The following is a 15,887-nucleotide window of genomic DNA, read 5'->3' on the forward strand; positions in this document are numbered from 1 at the left end:
GCATCAGCTCCGTTGATTTGGCTTCGAGCAAAACTGGCTTCGGAAGCATATGCTTAGTTTTGTGAGCGTGGTCTCCACGAACTGCTTCGAGCAAAACCGGCTCCGCAAGCATCAACTGTGTTTAGAAATAATTTTTATATTATAGCATTTTTACGCGGGAATGTAACAAAGAACTTTACAGGAGAGCAGTGACATTTATTGACCTCCTGAGGGCGTAGCGTTATGCTGAAATGAACAATGGAAACCATGTAGATAAGAAGGTAGATATTGTGCAGAATGTGGACCGTTATTATCCGGCAAGCGGCAGGGTGATCCTGCATGTGGATATGAATGCTTTTTATTGTTCAGTACATGAAGCGGAGGACCCGGATCAGTATAAAGGAAAAGCCACCGCGGTTGCCGGCAGTGTGGAGCAGCGCAGGGGGATTATCGTTACCTGTTCCTATGCTGCCCGCAGATTAGGAATATCCACCGGGATGCAGGTGCAGAAGGCGCTGCGCATATGCCCGTCCTTAACCCTTATTCAGCCGAATTTTCATTTATACCGCAAATATTCGAATGCTTTTATGCAGATTGCCTATAGCTATACCCCGCTGCTTGAAGCGGTCTCCATTGATGAATGCTACCTCGATATTACCGGTTCCAAGCAGTTTGGCACTCCGCTTGAAATTGCCGGGGAGATTCAGCGGCGGATTATGGATGAGCTGGGGCTGCCATGCTCCATCGGGGTTGCACCCAATAAGCTTCTGGCCAAAATGGCCTCTGATCTGAAAAAGCCAAACGGCATTTCTGTGCTTCGTCTGCGTGATGTGCCGGAGGTGCTGTGGGACAAGCCGTGCGGTGAAATGTTCGGTATCGGCGGCAAAACAGCGGAAAAGCTGCGTAAGCTGGGCATCTATAATATAGGACAGCTTGCGGCTGCCGACGAGGGGATGCTTACAGATCATTTCGGGGTGATGGGCTCCTGGCTGAAGCGGGCCGGAAACGGTGTTGATTACGGAGTCGTCAATCCGGAGCGCGAACAGAGCAAGTCCATCGGGCACACAACGACGCTGCCCAAAGATGTGGTGGGCCTGGCTGATGCCAGACCGATCCTGCTGAATCTGAGCGATCAGGTAGCGCGGCGGCTCCGGAAGCAGGGCCTGGTTGCTGCCGGGGTGCAGCTTACGATCCGGACTCCTGATATGAAGACGATCACGCGTTCACGCCAGCTGGAGGCCCCCACAGAAACCGCAGAGGACATCTAAAAAGTAGTCTGCGAGCAGTTTGCCCGCCACTGGAAAGGCGATAAGCCGGTAAGGCTCCTTGGCGTAACGCTGCAGGGCCTCAGTCCGAAGGAGGAGTCTGCGATTCAGCTCGACCTGTTCGATTATGAGCGGCAGCCGAAGAAAGAATCCCTCAATAAGGCTATGGACATGCTGCGCAACAAATTCGGTGAAAATGCAGTGCTCACTGCCGGAATGCTAAGCGACAGCCATTCCGCCCGGCTGCGTAACCACAAGGACCGCGGAACCTCACTGCAGAAGGATAATCTGCAGCAGGTGGACCCTGATAATACCTGAACGAACATTCCGGTTTCAAGGGCAAATAGTCGACAGATTATGCGGCAAAAATGTAAACGTGTTGAAATTTCATTGAAATTGTATTCCATTTATATTAATATGAGTGAAATAACAGGCTGCTGCTGCAGGCTGTATTGTTCAACGGGAGGCAGAGATAAAATGGCTAAGTACACTTGGGTCGAGAAAGACACTTGCATCGCTTGCGGTGCCTGTGGCGCAACGGCTCCTGATATTTTTGATTACGATGATGAAGGTTTGGCAGAAGTGATTTTTGAGAGTGACGGAAACCGCGGATGCACAGTGATTCCTGATGATCTGTTCGACGATCTGCAGGATTCGGCTGACGGCTGCCCTACCGATTCCATCAAAATTGCGGACGCTCCTTTCAATAAGGAAGGCTAATCTTCCAGGCAGGCGGCTTCGCACCCGGATATAAGGGCCGGATATAAGATATAGGCTTATATTTGATTCTTGTAGACACATAAAGACATCTCTTTCCCGGTACTTGTCCGGAAGGGATGTCTTTTTTGCATGTACATGCCGATATAAAGATTAGAAAGAATTAAATACCCGCGGAGGCCCCGATGAAAAATTCGCAGCATCTTAAGGCATATGTTCAAATGCATCCGGATAACAAAATGGCATGGTACTTGCTCGGAAAGGAATATTATAAGAACGGACAGCAGGGAAAAGCCAATTACTGCTTCAATATGGCCGGTGAGGTGTACGAGGCTTTTGAACGCAGTAAAGTACCGGCGGAAATGCTGCGTGAATATGAGGACGGCTTGCTTAAGGCTGCGCATGACCGTCATCAGGTGCAGCTCAAAAAAAAGCGTACACTGGTTGCGCTGATGCTTGCAATGCTAGTCTTTCTGCCGTCGGCCATTCCATCCGTTGCAGATATAGGGACGGGGGCGGAGCTGGCTTCTTTATTGAGCCAAACAGATGAAGCGGCTCCTGGCCCTGCAGAGGAAGAACCGCAGGGAGATCTGCAAATGGAGCTTGAGGAACCAAAGGAGCAGGAGGAACCGGAGCTTGCATTCACGGCTGTTGCCGGTGATTCAGCCGGCTCAGGCGGAGCAATGGCGCAGCTGCTCCAGGGAGGAACTCCGTCCGTTACAGCTATTCTGGAGATGGAAAGGTCTGGACGTTGGCTGCTCTGGAAGGAACGGCTGCCGCTGGCTGCAACGATTGTTACAAATGGTAACGGACGCGTTGTCTACCAGTCCTATGACCAGGCTGCCTGTGATTGTGAGCCGCCTGAAGCTGCTGCGCTGCAGAAGCAGGCAGAACAATGGCAGGACCGGCAGGAGCAGCTTGCTGTTCTGTGGAGCGCAATGCGTGCCTATAAAAACAGCAAGGGGAGTCTTCCGCAGACCGCAGATGCTTTGACGGGGGCTTTTCCCGGCAACTGGCTTGGCGGAACTACGCCGCTGATGCGGGAGGTTTTTGCTTCATTGCGCGGCACGGCAGCTGCAGTAATGTCGGGACAGCCTGCGGCAGACTCCGGCATTAAAGTCCCGGCAGATTCGGGTCAAGCTGCCGGAGCGGAGACTAAGCCGGGCGGAAGCGGGCATCAGGAGATGCCTTATTTTACCGGACCGCTCACCATTATAGTAGACAAACAAAATCACCGTCTGGCGGTAACCAGCGGCTCAGTTATTCTGCGGAATTATGCGGTTGGACTGGGAGGCGGCAGGACGCCAGAGGGAACTTTTACGATTACGGATAAGGTTGTGAATCCGAACGGCCGTGACAACGGGGAATTCGGCAGCCGGGGCATGCAGCTCTCGGACAGCAATTATGCTATACATGGAACGGATGAGCCGGAGAGCATCGGTAAGGATGAGTCGCTGGGCTGTATCCGGATGAGCCGCAGGAATGTGGAGGAGCTGTTCGCCATGGTGCCGATGGGCACGAAGGTGCAGATAAGTAAAGGGGGCCTGCCTGATGAGCTGCTGGTTCCGGGGGAGCGTTACCCTTCGGAAGCTCCTGCCAATCAGACCAACCCCGGTAAAGTCTATCATTGGCTGAATTAATTGCCTGCTACCAGAAACAAAACGATAATAAGAAGAATCAGCAGGACCAGACTTGCACCAATCCACAGAATGGCTTTGCGGTTTACTTCTTCTTTTTTCTGCTGGAGTGTCGGAGGTTTGCGTTTAGTTGACATGATCGTCATCCTTCTTTCTCTCTTTATCGGTGATTACCCTTACATTGTAATGGGTTTAGATGAAAATTACTATACTCCCCGGCTCTGTCAGGAATATCCGTACGGTAAAAAACTTTTCTTTTCGTCCGGAAACGGATAAAATTAAGAAGAAAACTAACGAAACGGGGAGTCGGAGGACGATTCGGTTAATCCCTTGAAGGAGCGAGAACGGTGCTGTATCGGCATTTAGGCAAACCTATTTTCTTTAAAATGGATCCGGAAAAAGCGCATCATCTCGTAATCGGCGGATTAAACAAAGCGGCATTTGTTCCGGGCGGCAGCGCGGCTATGCGGCTCATGTACGGAGTCCCTGAAACGGCAGATATGGCAGTGGATCTGTTCGGTGTACATTTCCCTACACCTGTGGGACTTGCGGCCGGTCTCGACAAAAATGCCGAGGCGGTCGGCGGCTTCTCTTCAATCGGCTTTGGCTTTATGGAGGTAGGCACAGTAACCCCTAAGGGTCAGCCGGGCAATGACAGCCCAAGACTGTTCCGCCTCATTTCAGATGAAGCGCTCATCAACCGGATGGGCTTCAATAATGAAGGCGCCGAAGCAATGGCAGAGCGGCTGAAGGAGCTTAAGCTGCGCAGAATACCGGTGGCGGTCAATATCGGACGCAATAAAGCCACTCCGAATGAAACAGCGCATGAGGATTACCGCAAATGTATCCGTACGCTGTATCCGTACGGTGATTTTTTTGTGGTTAATATCAGTTCCCCGAATACGCCGGATCTCCGCAGTCTCCAGCATGGCAGTGAGCTGTCGAAGCTGCTGTCCGAAGTGAAGGAAGAGATGGAGATTCAGCGGGATAAAAGCGGCAGCGCCAAGAGCCTGCTGGTGAAAATTGCGCCGGATGTCAGTGACAGCGAGCTGGAATTTATGGTACATACGCTATCTGAAGCGGGTGTGGACGGTGTTATTGCCACTAACACCACGCTAAGCCGTGAGGGACTGACAAGCGACAAGGCCGGTGAAACGGGCGGGCTCAGCGGTAAGCCGCTGAGAGACCGGTCGACTGAAATCATCCGCAGCATCTACCGACAGACTGGCGGAAAGCTGCCGATTATCGGCTCAGGCGGAATTTTCAGTGCGCAGGATGCATATGACAAGATTCGGGCAGGCGCGAGCCTGGTTGAAATTTATACGGCGCTCATCTATGAGGGGCCGGAGGTTAACCGCCGGCTGCACGCCGGCTTACGGCAGCTACTGCGGCGGGACGGCTTCTCTCATATCCTCGAAGCGGTGGGCGCCGATCATCACTGAAGGTTGAATGGACAGGAGGACGAAGGGGATGGACGGCAGGGATTGGGGAACTTTTTTACTTCCATATGAACAGACTGTGGAGGAACTCAAGGTTAAATTCAAAACAATGCGCTCGGAGCTCAAAAAGAGAGAGGAATACACGCCAATCGAGTTCGTAACCGGACGTGTAAAACGCCTCTCCAGCATACTTGAAAAAGCGAAGCGCCTGAACGTGAAGATGGAGGACCTGGAAACAGGCATCGAGGATATTGCCGGCATCCGGATTATGTGCCAGTTCGTTGAGGATATACGCAGGGTAGCTGAGTACATCCGGGCCCGCAAGGATCTCGAAGTGCTGTATGAGAAGGATTATATTACTAATTATAAGGAAAGCGGCTACCGCAGCTTCCATATGATCATCAAATATCCGGTACAGACAGCCCTGGGACAGAAGATAGTGCTGGCCGAAATTCAGATCCGTACGCTGGCGATGAATTTCTGGGCTACCATCGAGCATTCCCTTAATTATAAGTACCGCGAAAGCCTGCCGGATGAAATGAGGGTGCGCCTGAAGACAGCGGCTGAAGCCGCATCAATCCTGGACAGTGAAATGTCCAGCATCCGCGAAGAAATTCTGGAGGCACAAAAGCTGTTCGAAGAGAACTCCAATACGACGACTCAGGTGCTTAACGCCATTCATCAGCTGTATTTCTATCATCTGGTGAACGAGGCAATTGAAAGCCAGAACCGTTTCAATGAAATCTGGCAGACGCAGGACATGGACGCGATGAAGCAATTGCTGGAGCATGTGCGCGAGCTGATTTCTAATGCCAAGAAGGGCAGCCTGCCGGATGGCCTTTGAACCGCTGTACCTGGCTTACCTCGTCTACTTCAACCGTGACAGAGATTATTTTGAGTGCCATGAGGTGCTTGAAGAGCTGTGGCTGGCCCGGGACCGCGATCCGTTATACAAAGCGCTGCTGCAGGTGGCTGTCGGACTGTATCATTTCCGCAATGGCAATGTGCGCGGCGGCATGATTATGCTCGACCGTTCTTACAACGCGCTTAGACAATACCCTGGAGACATACTTGGCATCAATCTTGCCAAGCTGGCCTCGGAGGTCGGCGAATATGCTTCGCAGCTGAATGCATACCAGGACAGCCCGTTTGCTTATTACGACCTCACAATCGAAATTACAGATCCGTCGCTGGCAGCGGAAGCGGAGCAGGCTGCCTTAGGCATTGTGCCTAATGTTCCCCAGCGGCGCGGGCCGCAGAGGCCGGATAGATCCCGGCATAAATAGCTGCGCCGATAAAAGCAACATTTAACCAGGAGCACCCGCAGGGGTGTTCCTTGATTGTTAATCCCCAAATTCAGGTAACACAAGCAGGAGGACAGCATCATGGCAGCACAACTGCCCGGCACGTTTACCGGGCGTATGAAGGAACTGCTGGGAACGGAATATGAGCAGTTCATGGAGACCTATAAGGAAACGCCTTATGCAGGACTCCGTGTCAATACACTAAAAATTACAGTCCAAGAGCTGCTGGAACGCTCACCGTTCGGGCTGGAGCCGATTCCATGGTGTCCTACGGGCTTCTATACGGAAGCAGGGGCCCGGCCGGGGAAGCATCCTTATTATCATGCCGGCTTGTATTATATCCAGGAGCCAAGCGCAATGGCGCCGGTTGAACTGCTGGATGTTCAGCCTGGTGACCGTGTGCTGGATTTGTGCGCTGCACCCGGCGGTAAGTCTACCCAGATTGCCGCCAAGCTGCAGGGCACCGGAATGCTGGTCAGCAATGACCTGCATCCGGACCGCACCAAGGCGCTGGCCAAGAATCTGGAGCTCTACGGCGTAAGGAACGGCATCGTGCTGAATGAGACCCCGCAGCGGATTGCCGCAGCCTTTCCGGATTTTTTTGACCGGATTCTGATTGATGCCCCCTGCTCCGGTGAGGGCATGTTCCGCAAGGATGAAGATATGATCAAACAGTGGGAGCCGGGAACTCCGCTCAAGTATGCCGAGATGCAGCGGGAGATCCTGCTGTCAGCAGCGCAAGCGCTGAAGCCGGGCGGAACGATTGTGTATTCGACCTGTACCTTCGCCCCGGAGGAGAATGAAGGGTCCATTCTGGAATTCCTCGCCGGGCATCCGCAGTTTACGGCGGTCCCGGCGGGCGGGTCCGGCGGGTTCGCGCCGGGCCTTAGCGGATTGCCCGAGGCCGCGCGGCTCTGGCCGCACAAGGTCAAGGGCGAGGGCCATTTCATGGCGGTGCTGCGCCATGACGGCAGTTCTGCTGCGCAAGGAAGTGCCGGGGACGCGGATACCGCGCTCCCGGTTTCCGTGCGCAGCAAGGGCAGCTCTGCCGCCCGGCCGGCCAAGGCAGGCGGCAGCAAGGACCGCGAAGCCAGGGGCGGCCGCGGTCAAGGTAAGGGCGGCGCGCGCGGGCAGCGGCCGCAGGCCTCCGGCGAAGCAGCGGCGCTGGACGCGTTCGCCGGGTTCTGCCGGGAGCAGCTCGGCTGGCAGCCGGCGGGCTACCCGGTATTGTTCGGCGAGCATCTGTATATCTCGCCGCTGCCGCCTGCGGCACTGGACGGACTGAAGACCATCCGTCCGGGCTGGTATATGGGCCAGCTGCGCAGCGGCCGGTTCATTCCCGGCCATCCGCTGGCTACAGCGCTAAGGCCTGCGGAGAGCCTCCGCAGCCTGTCGCTGGACAGCGCAAACGGCGAAGCCGTCTCCTATCTGAAAGGCGAGACGCTCTCTGCTCCTGAGGAGCGGCTGTCTGTGCAGCCGGGCAGCCCGTCCAAGGGCTATGTCCTGGTGTGCATCGACGGCTTCAGCGCAGGCTGGGGCAAATGGCAGGACGGCATGCTGAAGAACGAATACCCCGCAGGGTGGAGGTGGACCTAGAGCATGAGCGTATCAGCCAAAAAACAGCGGATCGATAAGGTGCTGTCCCATATGGGCATCGGCTCGCGCAGTGACATCCGCAAGCAGGCCAAGCAAGGCTTAATAACCGTGAACGGTAAGGTGGTTAAGGACAGCGGCTTCCATGTAGATCCCTACGGAGATGTAATTGAAGTGGCGGGTGAAGCGGTCCGCTACCGTGAATTTATATATCTGATGATGAACAAGCCGGCAGGCGTGCTGTCGGCTACGGAAGACAAGCGGGACCGGACGGTGCTGGATTTACTGAAGGCGGATTACGCCCAGTTTGAGCCGTTTCCGGTCGGCAGGCTGGACAAGGATACAGTCGGACTGCTGCTGCTTACCAATGACGGCAAGCTGGCCCACGAGCTGCTCTCTCCGCGCAAGCATGTGCCTAAGACCTATGAAGCTACGGTAGACGGGGATGTGGATGCTGCAGATGTGGAGGCTTTTGCCCGGGGGGTTGAGCTGGAGGACGGATACGTCACGCTGCCTGCCCAGTTGAGCATTCTCGGCCGGGAACAGGGAGAGAAGACGGTCTCGTACATCTCACTGACCATTACGGAAGGCAAGTTCCATCAGGTAAAGCGGATGTTTATCGCGGTCGGCAAAAAGGTGACGTTTCTGAAACGGGTATCCATGGGCGAGCTGAAGCTGGATGAGAGCCTGCCGCTTGGAGCCAGCCGGGAGCTGACGGATGCAGAGCTCGCGCTGTTAACCGGCAGTGGAGTAGAATCCGCGGAATAACAGATGGGAACGGCCGGACAGATTACAGACAGATAAGGATGGTGTGGAATGAAATACAAGCTGATTGCACTGGATGTTGACGGAACACTGCTGAACGATGATCACAAGCTGAGTGATGAGAATAAAGAAGCCATTGCCGAGGTTACGCGCCGGGGAGGCCAGGTCGTATTGTGTACCGGCCGCAGCCCGCAGAACTCGATTCCTTTTATGGAGGAGCTGGGGTTGTCGGGGTATGTCATCGGTCATAATGGCGGTGCAACGGTATCGGTCAGCGACCGCAAGGTACTTGATCAATACGGGATGGACGGCCGCGGGCTGGATCCGTATATTGAGTACTGCCGGAAGCATGACATTCATTTTGATGTGAGCACAGCCTTCGAAATGTATGTGGACAACGCGGAGAACCTGACCAAGGAAGCCAACTATATGTATGAGCATTTCCGCATCCTTCCGGCATCCCTGCCGGCCTGGGAGGAGTTCGGTGAACCCATCGTTAAATTCACTGTATTCACTAAGTCTGCGGTATTGGATGAAGCGATGCGTGAGTGGGGAACCTGGACCCAGCAGTATAATATGCTGCGCAGCGGTGAGTTTTTTGCCGACTTCATGCATCATGAAGCCTCAAAAGGTAATGCCTTGAAGAAGCTTGCTGCACAGCTCGGTATCGCGCAGGAGGAAGTAATGGCTGTCGGCAATTATTACAACGATATCTCCATGCTGACCTACGCCGGTCTGGGCGTTGCCGTAGACAATTCTCCGCTGGAGGTTAAAGCTGCGGCTGATGCGATTACAGGTACTAACAACGAGCACGGTGTAAGGGATGCACTTGTGAAATATTGTCTTTAATACTCCAGGCTATTATAAAATACGTGTCTTCCAAGCATAAACCGGTGCCTTTAGGCGCTGGTTTATGCTTTTTTAATGGGGAAGAACCACATATGATTTTGGATTCTCTGCAAAGTGCTGGAGAGAGCATCATTCGGATTCTCTGCAAGTATTGGGGGACTGGTGACAGCATGGTTCTTCGGATTCCCTGTAAAATACCGGAGACAGCGTCATTTGTAAAGGCTCCCCCGTTTTGCGTAAGCTTCCTCTAATAAGTGGAATTTCTCCGCCTAATGCCTCCACAAACGAGGATAATGGAACATTAATGGGAAAATCTCCACCTAATGATTCGGATTTAGCGTAAAAAGGGGCAGTGGTTCATATTAGATGGAGTTTTTCCGCCTAATGCTGTGAAATGTTGAGAAAAGAAGGAATTAGGCGGCGACAATCCAACTATTATCATCGGACAGAATGTAAGTGTACCTCCTTACCCGGACGCAAAAAGCGGCTGCACAACCCTGGGAAGGGCTGCGCGGCCGCCTGATGTCATATTGCATTAGCTGCGAATGGAGTTAGACAAACAACGAACGGGAAATGATAACGAGCAAGATGAAAAGCACCAAAATTGCACCGGTAGATGTGAAGCCAGGCATTGCACCCATGTCTGATTCCTCCCTTAACTCATGTCTGGTTCCCAATGCCCTGCCTTGCGGCTGCGGCGTCCTTGGGATAATGACATCATATGCACAGAAGGAGGCTCTGATCTGGTTAGTTGCCTAAGCCTCCTCAAGATGGGCTTTTTGGATTCTCAGGCCCTTAGGCAGATGATTCTTGAGCTGGCCCAGACTGGCTTTTCCCCAGCTGACCGGCAAGCCTTCTACTGTAACGAGTGTCCAGCCGTGCAGCTCAGGAGGAACCGGCAGGCTCTCACCGCGCAGCCAGGCCTGAAGCTCGGGGCTGTCAGCGGCAAGATCATAATGGCGGGCAGCCTGGCCGGGCTGGAGGCTCATCGCCAGAGCGTGGGCCGGTTCGATCCGGTTTTTCTTAAGATGGGCAATATGCAGGCCGGCGCGGGGGACCTTAAGGCCTTCCAGCAGGCCGGTGTGCAGGCGCTCATTAAAAGCTTCCGGCAGCAGATAGAGCGACTCTCCGAACAGCAGCGGAATGCCGCCGCCGGTAAATCCGGGCAGCTCTGTTGCAGCCCAGCCAAGAAACTGCTGATACGCATCACGGAGCGAAGCATGGACACGCGGTCCGTTTTTGCTCTTTCCGCCGCTGCGTTTCTTGCCGCGGCTGTCTGTCTCCACAGATCCGGAAGCAGCTGCTTTGTGCAGCAGGGCAACGAAATGCCCCTCTCCCTTTTCCAGATGCGGCCAGAGCCGTTTCTGCGTAACAACCTTCATATCAGGATAAGCAGCGGTAAACCGGCTGACTGTGTCCTCGTTCTCCAGACGGTTGAAGGTACAGGTCGAGTAGACCATGCTTCCGCCGGGCTTCAGCATAATATATGCATCCTGCAAAATGTCCCATTGCCGTTCCGCGCACATCTTCACATGATCCGGTGACCATTCGCTCATGGCGGAGGGGTCCTTACGGAACATGCCTTCTCCTGAGCAGGGGGCATCCAGCATAATCCGGTCAAACACCTCCGGAAAACGGCGTGACAGCTCTCCCGGAGCGGCACTGGTGACCAGGGCATGTGATATGCCGAGGCGTTCCACGTTCTCCGCCAGTATTTTTGCCCGTTCAGCATGAATCTCGTTAGAGACAAGCAGTCCTTGTCCCTGCATTAATGAGGCGAGATGTGTGGTTTTGCCGCCGGGTGCGGCAGCCAGATCAAGCACGGTTTCTCCCGGAAGCGGGGCAAGCAGCTCAGCCGCGGACATTGCCGAAGGTTCCTGAATATAATATAGTCCGGCAGCATGATAAGGGTGACGGCCGGGCCGGGCAGGGTCCTCATAGTAATAGCCGGTGGAGCACCAGGGAACGGATGTCAGGCTGAACAGGGAGACGGAGTGCTCAGCAGGGGCTCCGGCGTAGATGCTTTTTAGGGTGTTAAACCGCAGACTTTGAGTCCGCGGCAGGCTGTAGCTATGCAGAAAAGCGTCCGCCTCCTGCCCAAGCATTTCTTTCATGGCAGCGGTAAAAGCGGCGGGCAGCCGTTCTTCGTTCATACGTCATTCTCCTTAAGATTAATTTCAAAACAGGCTCAGGTGTTCTTAATTAGTTGCTGTTTCAGGTGGATACCGATAAAATCAAGGTATGGGAACCTAAGTGTGCCTGTAAATGTACATATATACAACTATATCATAATTGCCGGGTCTCACCGTAATCAGGGCAATCGAAAAGGGGATGTACCTTATGAATTTGCTGCAAGCGCTATTCTTCCCGCCGGAGCAGCCCGGCGGTGTATCTTCGATGATCCCTTACCTGCAGGAGCGGTTCCGTTCCAGCCGCTGGGATATGGATTTGTTCTGGCTGCCCAAGCGGATTCGGGGCAAGGGACGCGAGGAGATTGTCTTTGAGACGTTTGACTGGATCGTGTACAGCGAAAGTCCGGTTGTGCAAAAATATATTCAGACCTACCGGGATTACATCTGGTGGACCAAGCTGCGGATGAGCAAAAAGTATGATCTGATCCATGCCCATCATCCGATTGCCGGCCTAGCCATGAAGAAGATCTATCCGGACATTCCGCTGATCCAGACGCTGCACTCCAGCTATGAGCGCGAGCTGATCCTCAACGGACTCATTCAGGAAGGCGGTCCTGAGCACCAGTTCCTGGTCGCAATCTACCGTGAGCTTGAGCATGTAAGCGACCGGCTGATGACGGTGTCGCGCGCTTTTGCCGACTATCTGGCGCTCTATACGGATCATCCTGCAGACATTGGCATTATTCCGAACGGTTTTGACGAAAAAAGATTCAAGCCCGTGCCGCATGACAACAATATTCCGCAGCTGGTAACCGTGACCCGTCTGGTGCCTGCCAAAGGCCTGGATACTCTGTTCAGAGCCTGTGCAGAGCTGAAAAACCGCGGCCATGAATATGTGCTCCACATTATCGGTGACGGGCCATCGCGCGCGGAACTGGAGTCTCTGGCACAGGAGCTTGGAATTTATAATGAAACGATCTTTTACGGGTACACGCTGCATCCTGAGGAATTCATGCCGTTCTTTGATATCTTTGTTCTGCCTTCAAGGGCGGAGGCGTTCGGTTCTGTATTTGCAGAGGCTGCCCTCAGCTGTCTTGCCCTGGTTGGGACGAATGTCGGCGGTATTCCGGAACAGATCGAGGATGGCGTCAACGGCCTGCTGGTGAACCCGGATGATCAGGCTGCGCTTGCCGATGCGCTGGAGAAGGTCATTACCGATCCCGGCTACCGCTATGAGCTGTCGAGATCGGCCTGGGATAAAGCCAAAAGCTTGTATTCCCTGACCCGCGTGGCCAACGAGCTGAAAAAAATCTACCTGCAATATCAGCCGGAAGCGAAAGGGTGAGCGGATGATTCCCTTCCGATTTCTGCATGCTGCGGATCTGCATCTGGACAGCCGGTTCGCGGGCCTTGCGCAGCTTCCGCACGCTGTACGCTCCTATCTGCGGGAGTCCACCTTCGCCGCCCTCGGGCGGCTTGTTGGCGTAGCTGTCGAGGCGAAGGTTGATTTTGTTGTCATCAGCGGTGATGTATATGATGTCTCCGATGCTTCCCTGCAGGGACAGCTCCGTTTTCAGGAGGCGCTTAATAAGCTGGATGAACACGGCATTAAGGTCTATCTGATTCACGGCAACCATGATCCGCTGGACGGGCCCAGGCTGAAGACGGAGCTGCCGGAGGGTATTACGGTGTTCGGCGCCGGTGAGCCCGGACTGGCTGTTGCCTGCCGCCGCAGCGACGGGGCTGAAGTGGCTGTGATCAGCGGGATTTCTTATCCCACGCAAAAAGTAACCGAGAATACGGCACTGCGGTATAACCGCAAACCGGGCAGCAGCCTGTTTCATATTGCACTGCTGCACGGGAATGTGGACGGTGATCTGCAGCATGAGACTTATTCACCCTGTACCCGCAAGGATCTGATCGGAAGAGGCTTTGATTATTGGGCATTGGGGCATATCCACAAACGCAGCATTCTGCATGAGCATCCCCCCATTGTATATCCGGGCAATATCCAAGGGCGCAGTGTCAAAGAAACCGGCCCGAAAGGCTGCTATATAGCGGATGTAAACGCCGAAGGACATGTGCAGCTGCAGTTCCGTGAGCTCGATACGGTCCGCTGGCAAGTGAAGGAAATTCCGATTGACGGCCTTTCGGATGAGGCGGAGTGGACTGCTGCCGTGGAACAGGCTGTAGAGGACATCCGCGAAGAGCTTCCGCAGCTGATGTCCGTAGTTCGCTTCCGGCTGACCGGCCGGGGAAATGTACATAGAATCTTGTCTGAAAAAGGGGCAGCCGCCGACCTGCTCTCCGAGCTGCAGCGCCGGGAAGCCGTCCGAGCCGGCCGGCAGGCTTATGCCGGCCTGGTATGGACAGAAGGCTTCTCCGTGGAAACCGGCCTGCCGGTTGACCGCGGGCGCCTCCGGCAGGAGGACAGCTTCCTTGGCGAGCTGCTGCGGCTGTCCGGGCGCAGCGCAGAAACAGAAGACAGCCTGGAGGAGCTGCTGGCTTCAGCGCTGAGGCCGCTGCTTGAGAACCGTGAGCTCCGCAGGCTGCTGGCCGCAGCCGGAGCGGCTGACAAGCGGGAATGGCTGAGAAGTGCCGAAGAATTAGGCATAACACTGCTAAGCGGTACAGAAGATGCTGAAAAGGCTGGCGGGCGTGAACCGAAAGAAGCTGAGGCAGGCTGGCTGCCCGGCAGGAGCGGGGGAGTGAGCGATGAGGATTGAGCAGTTGCAGATCAGCGGCTTCGGACGGCTACAGCAGCGGGAGATTGAACTCGGTGCAGGCGTTACTGTTCTCTATGGACGTAATGAGGCAGGAAAAAGCACCACACTGCAGTTCATCCGGGCGATGCTCTTTGGCATTCCAGGCCGTGCTAATCCGGCTGAGCGGTATGAGCCTGTGCAGGGCGGTCAGCATGGCGGTATTTTAACGGCCTGTGACGATGAGGGGGCCAGCTGGATTATCCGGCGCTACGCAGCCGGCGGGGAGCAGCAGAGCCGGAGTGAAAAGCTGAGCATTACCGTCCGTTATCCGGACGGCCGCACGGAAGAGGCCTCGCAGGAGGAGCTGGAACGCCGGCTGCTCGGCGGCATCTCGCGCAGCATGTTCCGGCAGCTGTTCGCGGTATCGCTGGACGAGCTGCAGGAGCTTGGCGCACTGCAGTCGGAGGAGATGAGCAGCTATCTGTTCCATGCGGGTATGGGCGGAGGCGGTGATATTATGCGTGCCGAGCGCAAGCTGATTCAGGATGCCGAGAAGCTGTACAAGCCGCGCGGGAAAGTGCAGGAAGCGGCTAAAATTCTCCAGCAGATTGAGAAGCTGGAGCGGGAGATGGCTGACAGCCGGTCTTTGCTGCCCCGGTATAATGCCAGTCTTGCTGCACTTGAGGCTGCAGAGGAGAAGCTGGCGGCGTTCGAGCAATCGCGTACTGCGGCAGAAGGCAGACGGGTACTGCTGCGCAAAGCTGAGGATATCCGTGAAATGTGGCTGAAATGGACTGAAGCCCGGTTTGAGCTGGACAGCCTGCCGGTAATCACGAATTTCCCGGAGAACGGGACGGAGCGTTGGCAGCAGCTTGCGGCTGAGGTCCGCGGTGCGGCTGCTGCCGTGCAGCGCCTTATACGCCAGCAGGACGAGCTGACCGCAGAGCTCGCGCAGTATCCGCCGGATGAGCTGCTTATGGCCCAAGCTGCGGTGCTGGAGCGGCTCGACCGCAGCCGCCCGGGTTACGAGGACCGCAGGGCGGAACGGCAGCGGCTTACGGCTGAGCTTGCTGCCCATGAGGCTCATCTGGAGCGCACGCTGCGCAGCATTGGCGCCGGCTGGGGCCATGCGGAGCTCGCAGGCTTTGCTGTTACTGCAGCGGAGCGCGAAGCTGCGCGGCGCTTCTCTGCCTCCTTCGCCGGCTACGACCGGCGCATGGAGGCCCGGGAAGCGGAGCGGCAGAGCCTCCGCTCCCGAATGGCCGCTGCCGCCGCTGCGCTGCAGGCGGCAGAACGATCGCTTGCGCGCGAGCTTGCAAGCGGCGACGCGGACTTCGCGGGCCTGGCTCCGCGAAGCCCGCGTGAGGTGCTGCAGCTGTGGGACGAGCTGCAGCAGGCAGCCGAGCGCTGGCGCGAAGCGCAGCTCTGCACAGGCGGGCCGCCGCGCGGCCCGGGAGGCGCCCGCCGCAGCCCCGGCGCCGGGAACCGCCGGGCGGCACGCT

The 15,887-nt window shown here is 55.5% G+C and carries 14 protein-coding genes and 1 pseudogene; 12 read left to right on the forward strand and 3 right to left on the reverse strand.

Going from position 1 to position 15,887, the window contains the following annotated elements:
* The first annotated feature begins 230 nt into the window (after nt 1-230).
* The 3 genes and pseudogenes from BN3772_RS26800 (at nt 231) to BN3772_RS26810 (ending at nt 3,601) form a co-directional block, all read left to right on the forward strand.
* Nucleotides 231-1,562 (forward strand): annotated as a pseudogene (locus BN3772_RS26800) (DNA polymerase IV).
* Between the two features lie 159 nt (nt 1,563-1,721).
* Nucleotides 1,722-1,964 (forward strand): ferredoxin, encoded by a 243-nt coding sequence (locus BN3772_RS26805; RefSeq protein WP_042175324.1) that lies wholly within the window; start codon nt 1,722-1,724, stop codon nt 1,962-1,964.
* A 182-nt stretch (nt 1,965-2,146) separates the two neighbouring features.
* Complete coding sequence (locus BN3772_RS26810; protein WP_042203399.1) at nt 2,147-3,601, forward strand: L,D-transpeptidase; 1,455 nt, start codon at nt 2,147-2,149, stop codon at nt 3,599-3,601.
* Here BN3772_RS26810 and BN3772_RS30975 read toward each other — a convergent pair.
* Nucleotides 3,598-3,735: a hypothetical protein gene (locus BN3772_RS30975; protein WP_167336699.1), complete on the reverse strand. Its 138-nt coding sequence runs from the start codon at nt 3,733-3,735 to the stop codon at nt 3,598-3,600. The two genes, BN3772_RS26810 and BN3772_RS30975, sit on opposite strands and share 4 nt — an antisense overlap.
* Nucleotides 3,736-3,945: 210 nt before the next feature.
* On the opposite strand from BN3772_RS30975, the gene BN3772_RS26815 reads away from it, so the two are divergent.
* From BN3772_RS26815 to BN3772_RS26840, 6 genes are all read left to right on the forward strand, one after another.
* Nucleotides 3,946-5,040: a quinone-dependent dihydroorotate dehydrogenase gene (locus BN3772_RS26815; RefSeq protein ID WP_042203400.1), complete on the forward strand. Its 1,095-nt coding sequence runs from the start codon at nt 3,946-3,948 to the stop codon at nt 5,038-5,040.
* 28 nt (nt 5,041-5,068) lie between these two features.
* Nucleotides 5,069-5,881, forward strand: coding sequence for a GTP diphosphokinase (yjbM, locus tag BN3772_RS26820; protein WP_042203402.1), 813 nt, complete (start codon nt 5,069-5,071; stop codon nt 5,879-5,881).
* Nucleotides 5,871-6,323: a DUF309 domain-containing protein gene (locus tag BN3772_RS26825; protein WP_042203403.1), complete on the forward strand. Its 453-nt coding sequence runs from the start codon at nt 5,871-5,873 to the stop codon at nt 6,321-6,323. The genes yjbM and BN3772_RS26825 overlap by 11 nt, the downstream gene beginning before the upstream one ends.
* 99 nt (nt 6,324-6,422) lie before the next feature.
* Nucleotides 6,423-7,937, forward strand: coding sequence for an RsmB/NOP family class I SAM-dependent RNA methyltransferase (locus tag BN3772_RS26830; protein ID WP_042203404.1), 1,515 nt, complete (start codon nt 6,423-6,425; stop codon nt 7,935-7,937).
* 3 nt (nt 7,938-7,940) lie between these two features.
* On the forward strand, nt 7,941-8,702 hold the full coding sequence (locus BN3772_RS26835; protein WP_042203405.1) for a pseudouridine synthase: 762 nt from the start codon (nt 7,941-7,943) through the stop codon (nt 8,700-8,702).
* A gap of 48 nt (nt 8,703-8,750) precedes the next feature.
* Nucleotides 8,751-9,548, forward strand: a complete 798-nt coding sequence (locus BN3772_RS26840; RefSeq protein ID WP_042203406.1) for a Cof-type HAD-IIB family hydrolase — start codon at nt 8,751-8,753, stop codon at nt 9,546-9,548.
* Between the two features lie 551 nt (nt 9,549-10,099).
* On the opposite strand, the gene BN3772_RS31415 is transcribed toward BN3772_RS26840, so the two are convergent.
* Nucleotides 10,100-10,189 carry a sporulation protein YjcZ gene (locus BN3772_RS31415; RefSeq protein WP_198536574.1) on the reverse strand — a complete coding sequence of 30 codons (90 nt, stop codon included), beginning with the start codon at nt 10,187-10,189 and terminating at the stop codon, nt 10,100-10,102.
* Between the two features lie 114 nt (nt 10,190-10,303).
* Entirely contained in the window at nt 10,304-11,701 is a 1,398-nt protein-coding gene (locus BN3772_RS26845) for an RsmF rRNA methyltransferase first C-terminal domain-containing protein (protein ID WP_042203407.1), read from the reverse strand.
* Between the two features lie 187 nt (nt 11,702-11,888).
* Here BN3772_RS26845 and BN3772_RS26850 point away from each other — a divergent pair, with 187 nt between their 5' ends.
* The 3 genes from BN3772_RS26850 to BN3772_RS26860 all read left to right on the forward strand — a co-directional run.
* Nucleotides 11,889-13,025 carry a glycosyltransferase family 4 protein gene (locus BN3772_RS26850; RefSeq protein ID WP_042203408.1) on the forward strand — a complete coding sequence of 379 codons (1,137 nt, stop codon included), beginning with the start codon at nt 11,889-11,891 and terminating at the stop codon, nt 13,023-13,025.
* Nucleotides 13,026-13,029: 4 nt separating this feature from the next.
* Nucleotides 13,030-14,406 carry a metallophosphoesterase family protein gene (locus tag BN3772_RS26855; protein WP_042203409.1) on the forward strand — a complete coding sequence of 459 codons (1,377 nt, stop codon included), beginning with the start codon at nt 13,030-13,032 and terminating at the stop codon, nt 14,404-14,406.
* A partial coding sequence (locus BN3772_RS26860; protein ID WP_157643658.1) for an AAA family ATPase occupies nt 14,396-15,887 on the forward strand: 1,492 nt, incomplete at its 3' end. The genes BN3772_RS26855 and BN3772_RS26860, both read left to right, overlap by 11 nt.

The organism is Paenibacillus camerounensis (assembly GCF_000723885.1).
In the GTDB taxonomy this organism is placed as follows: domain Bacteria; phylum Bacillota; class Bacilli; order Paenibacillales; family Paenibacillaceae; genus Paenibacillus_AQ; species Paenibacillus_AQ camerounensis.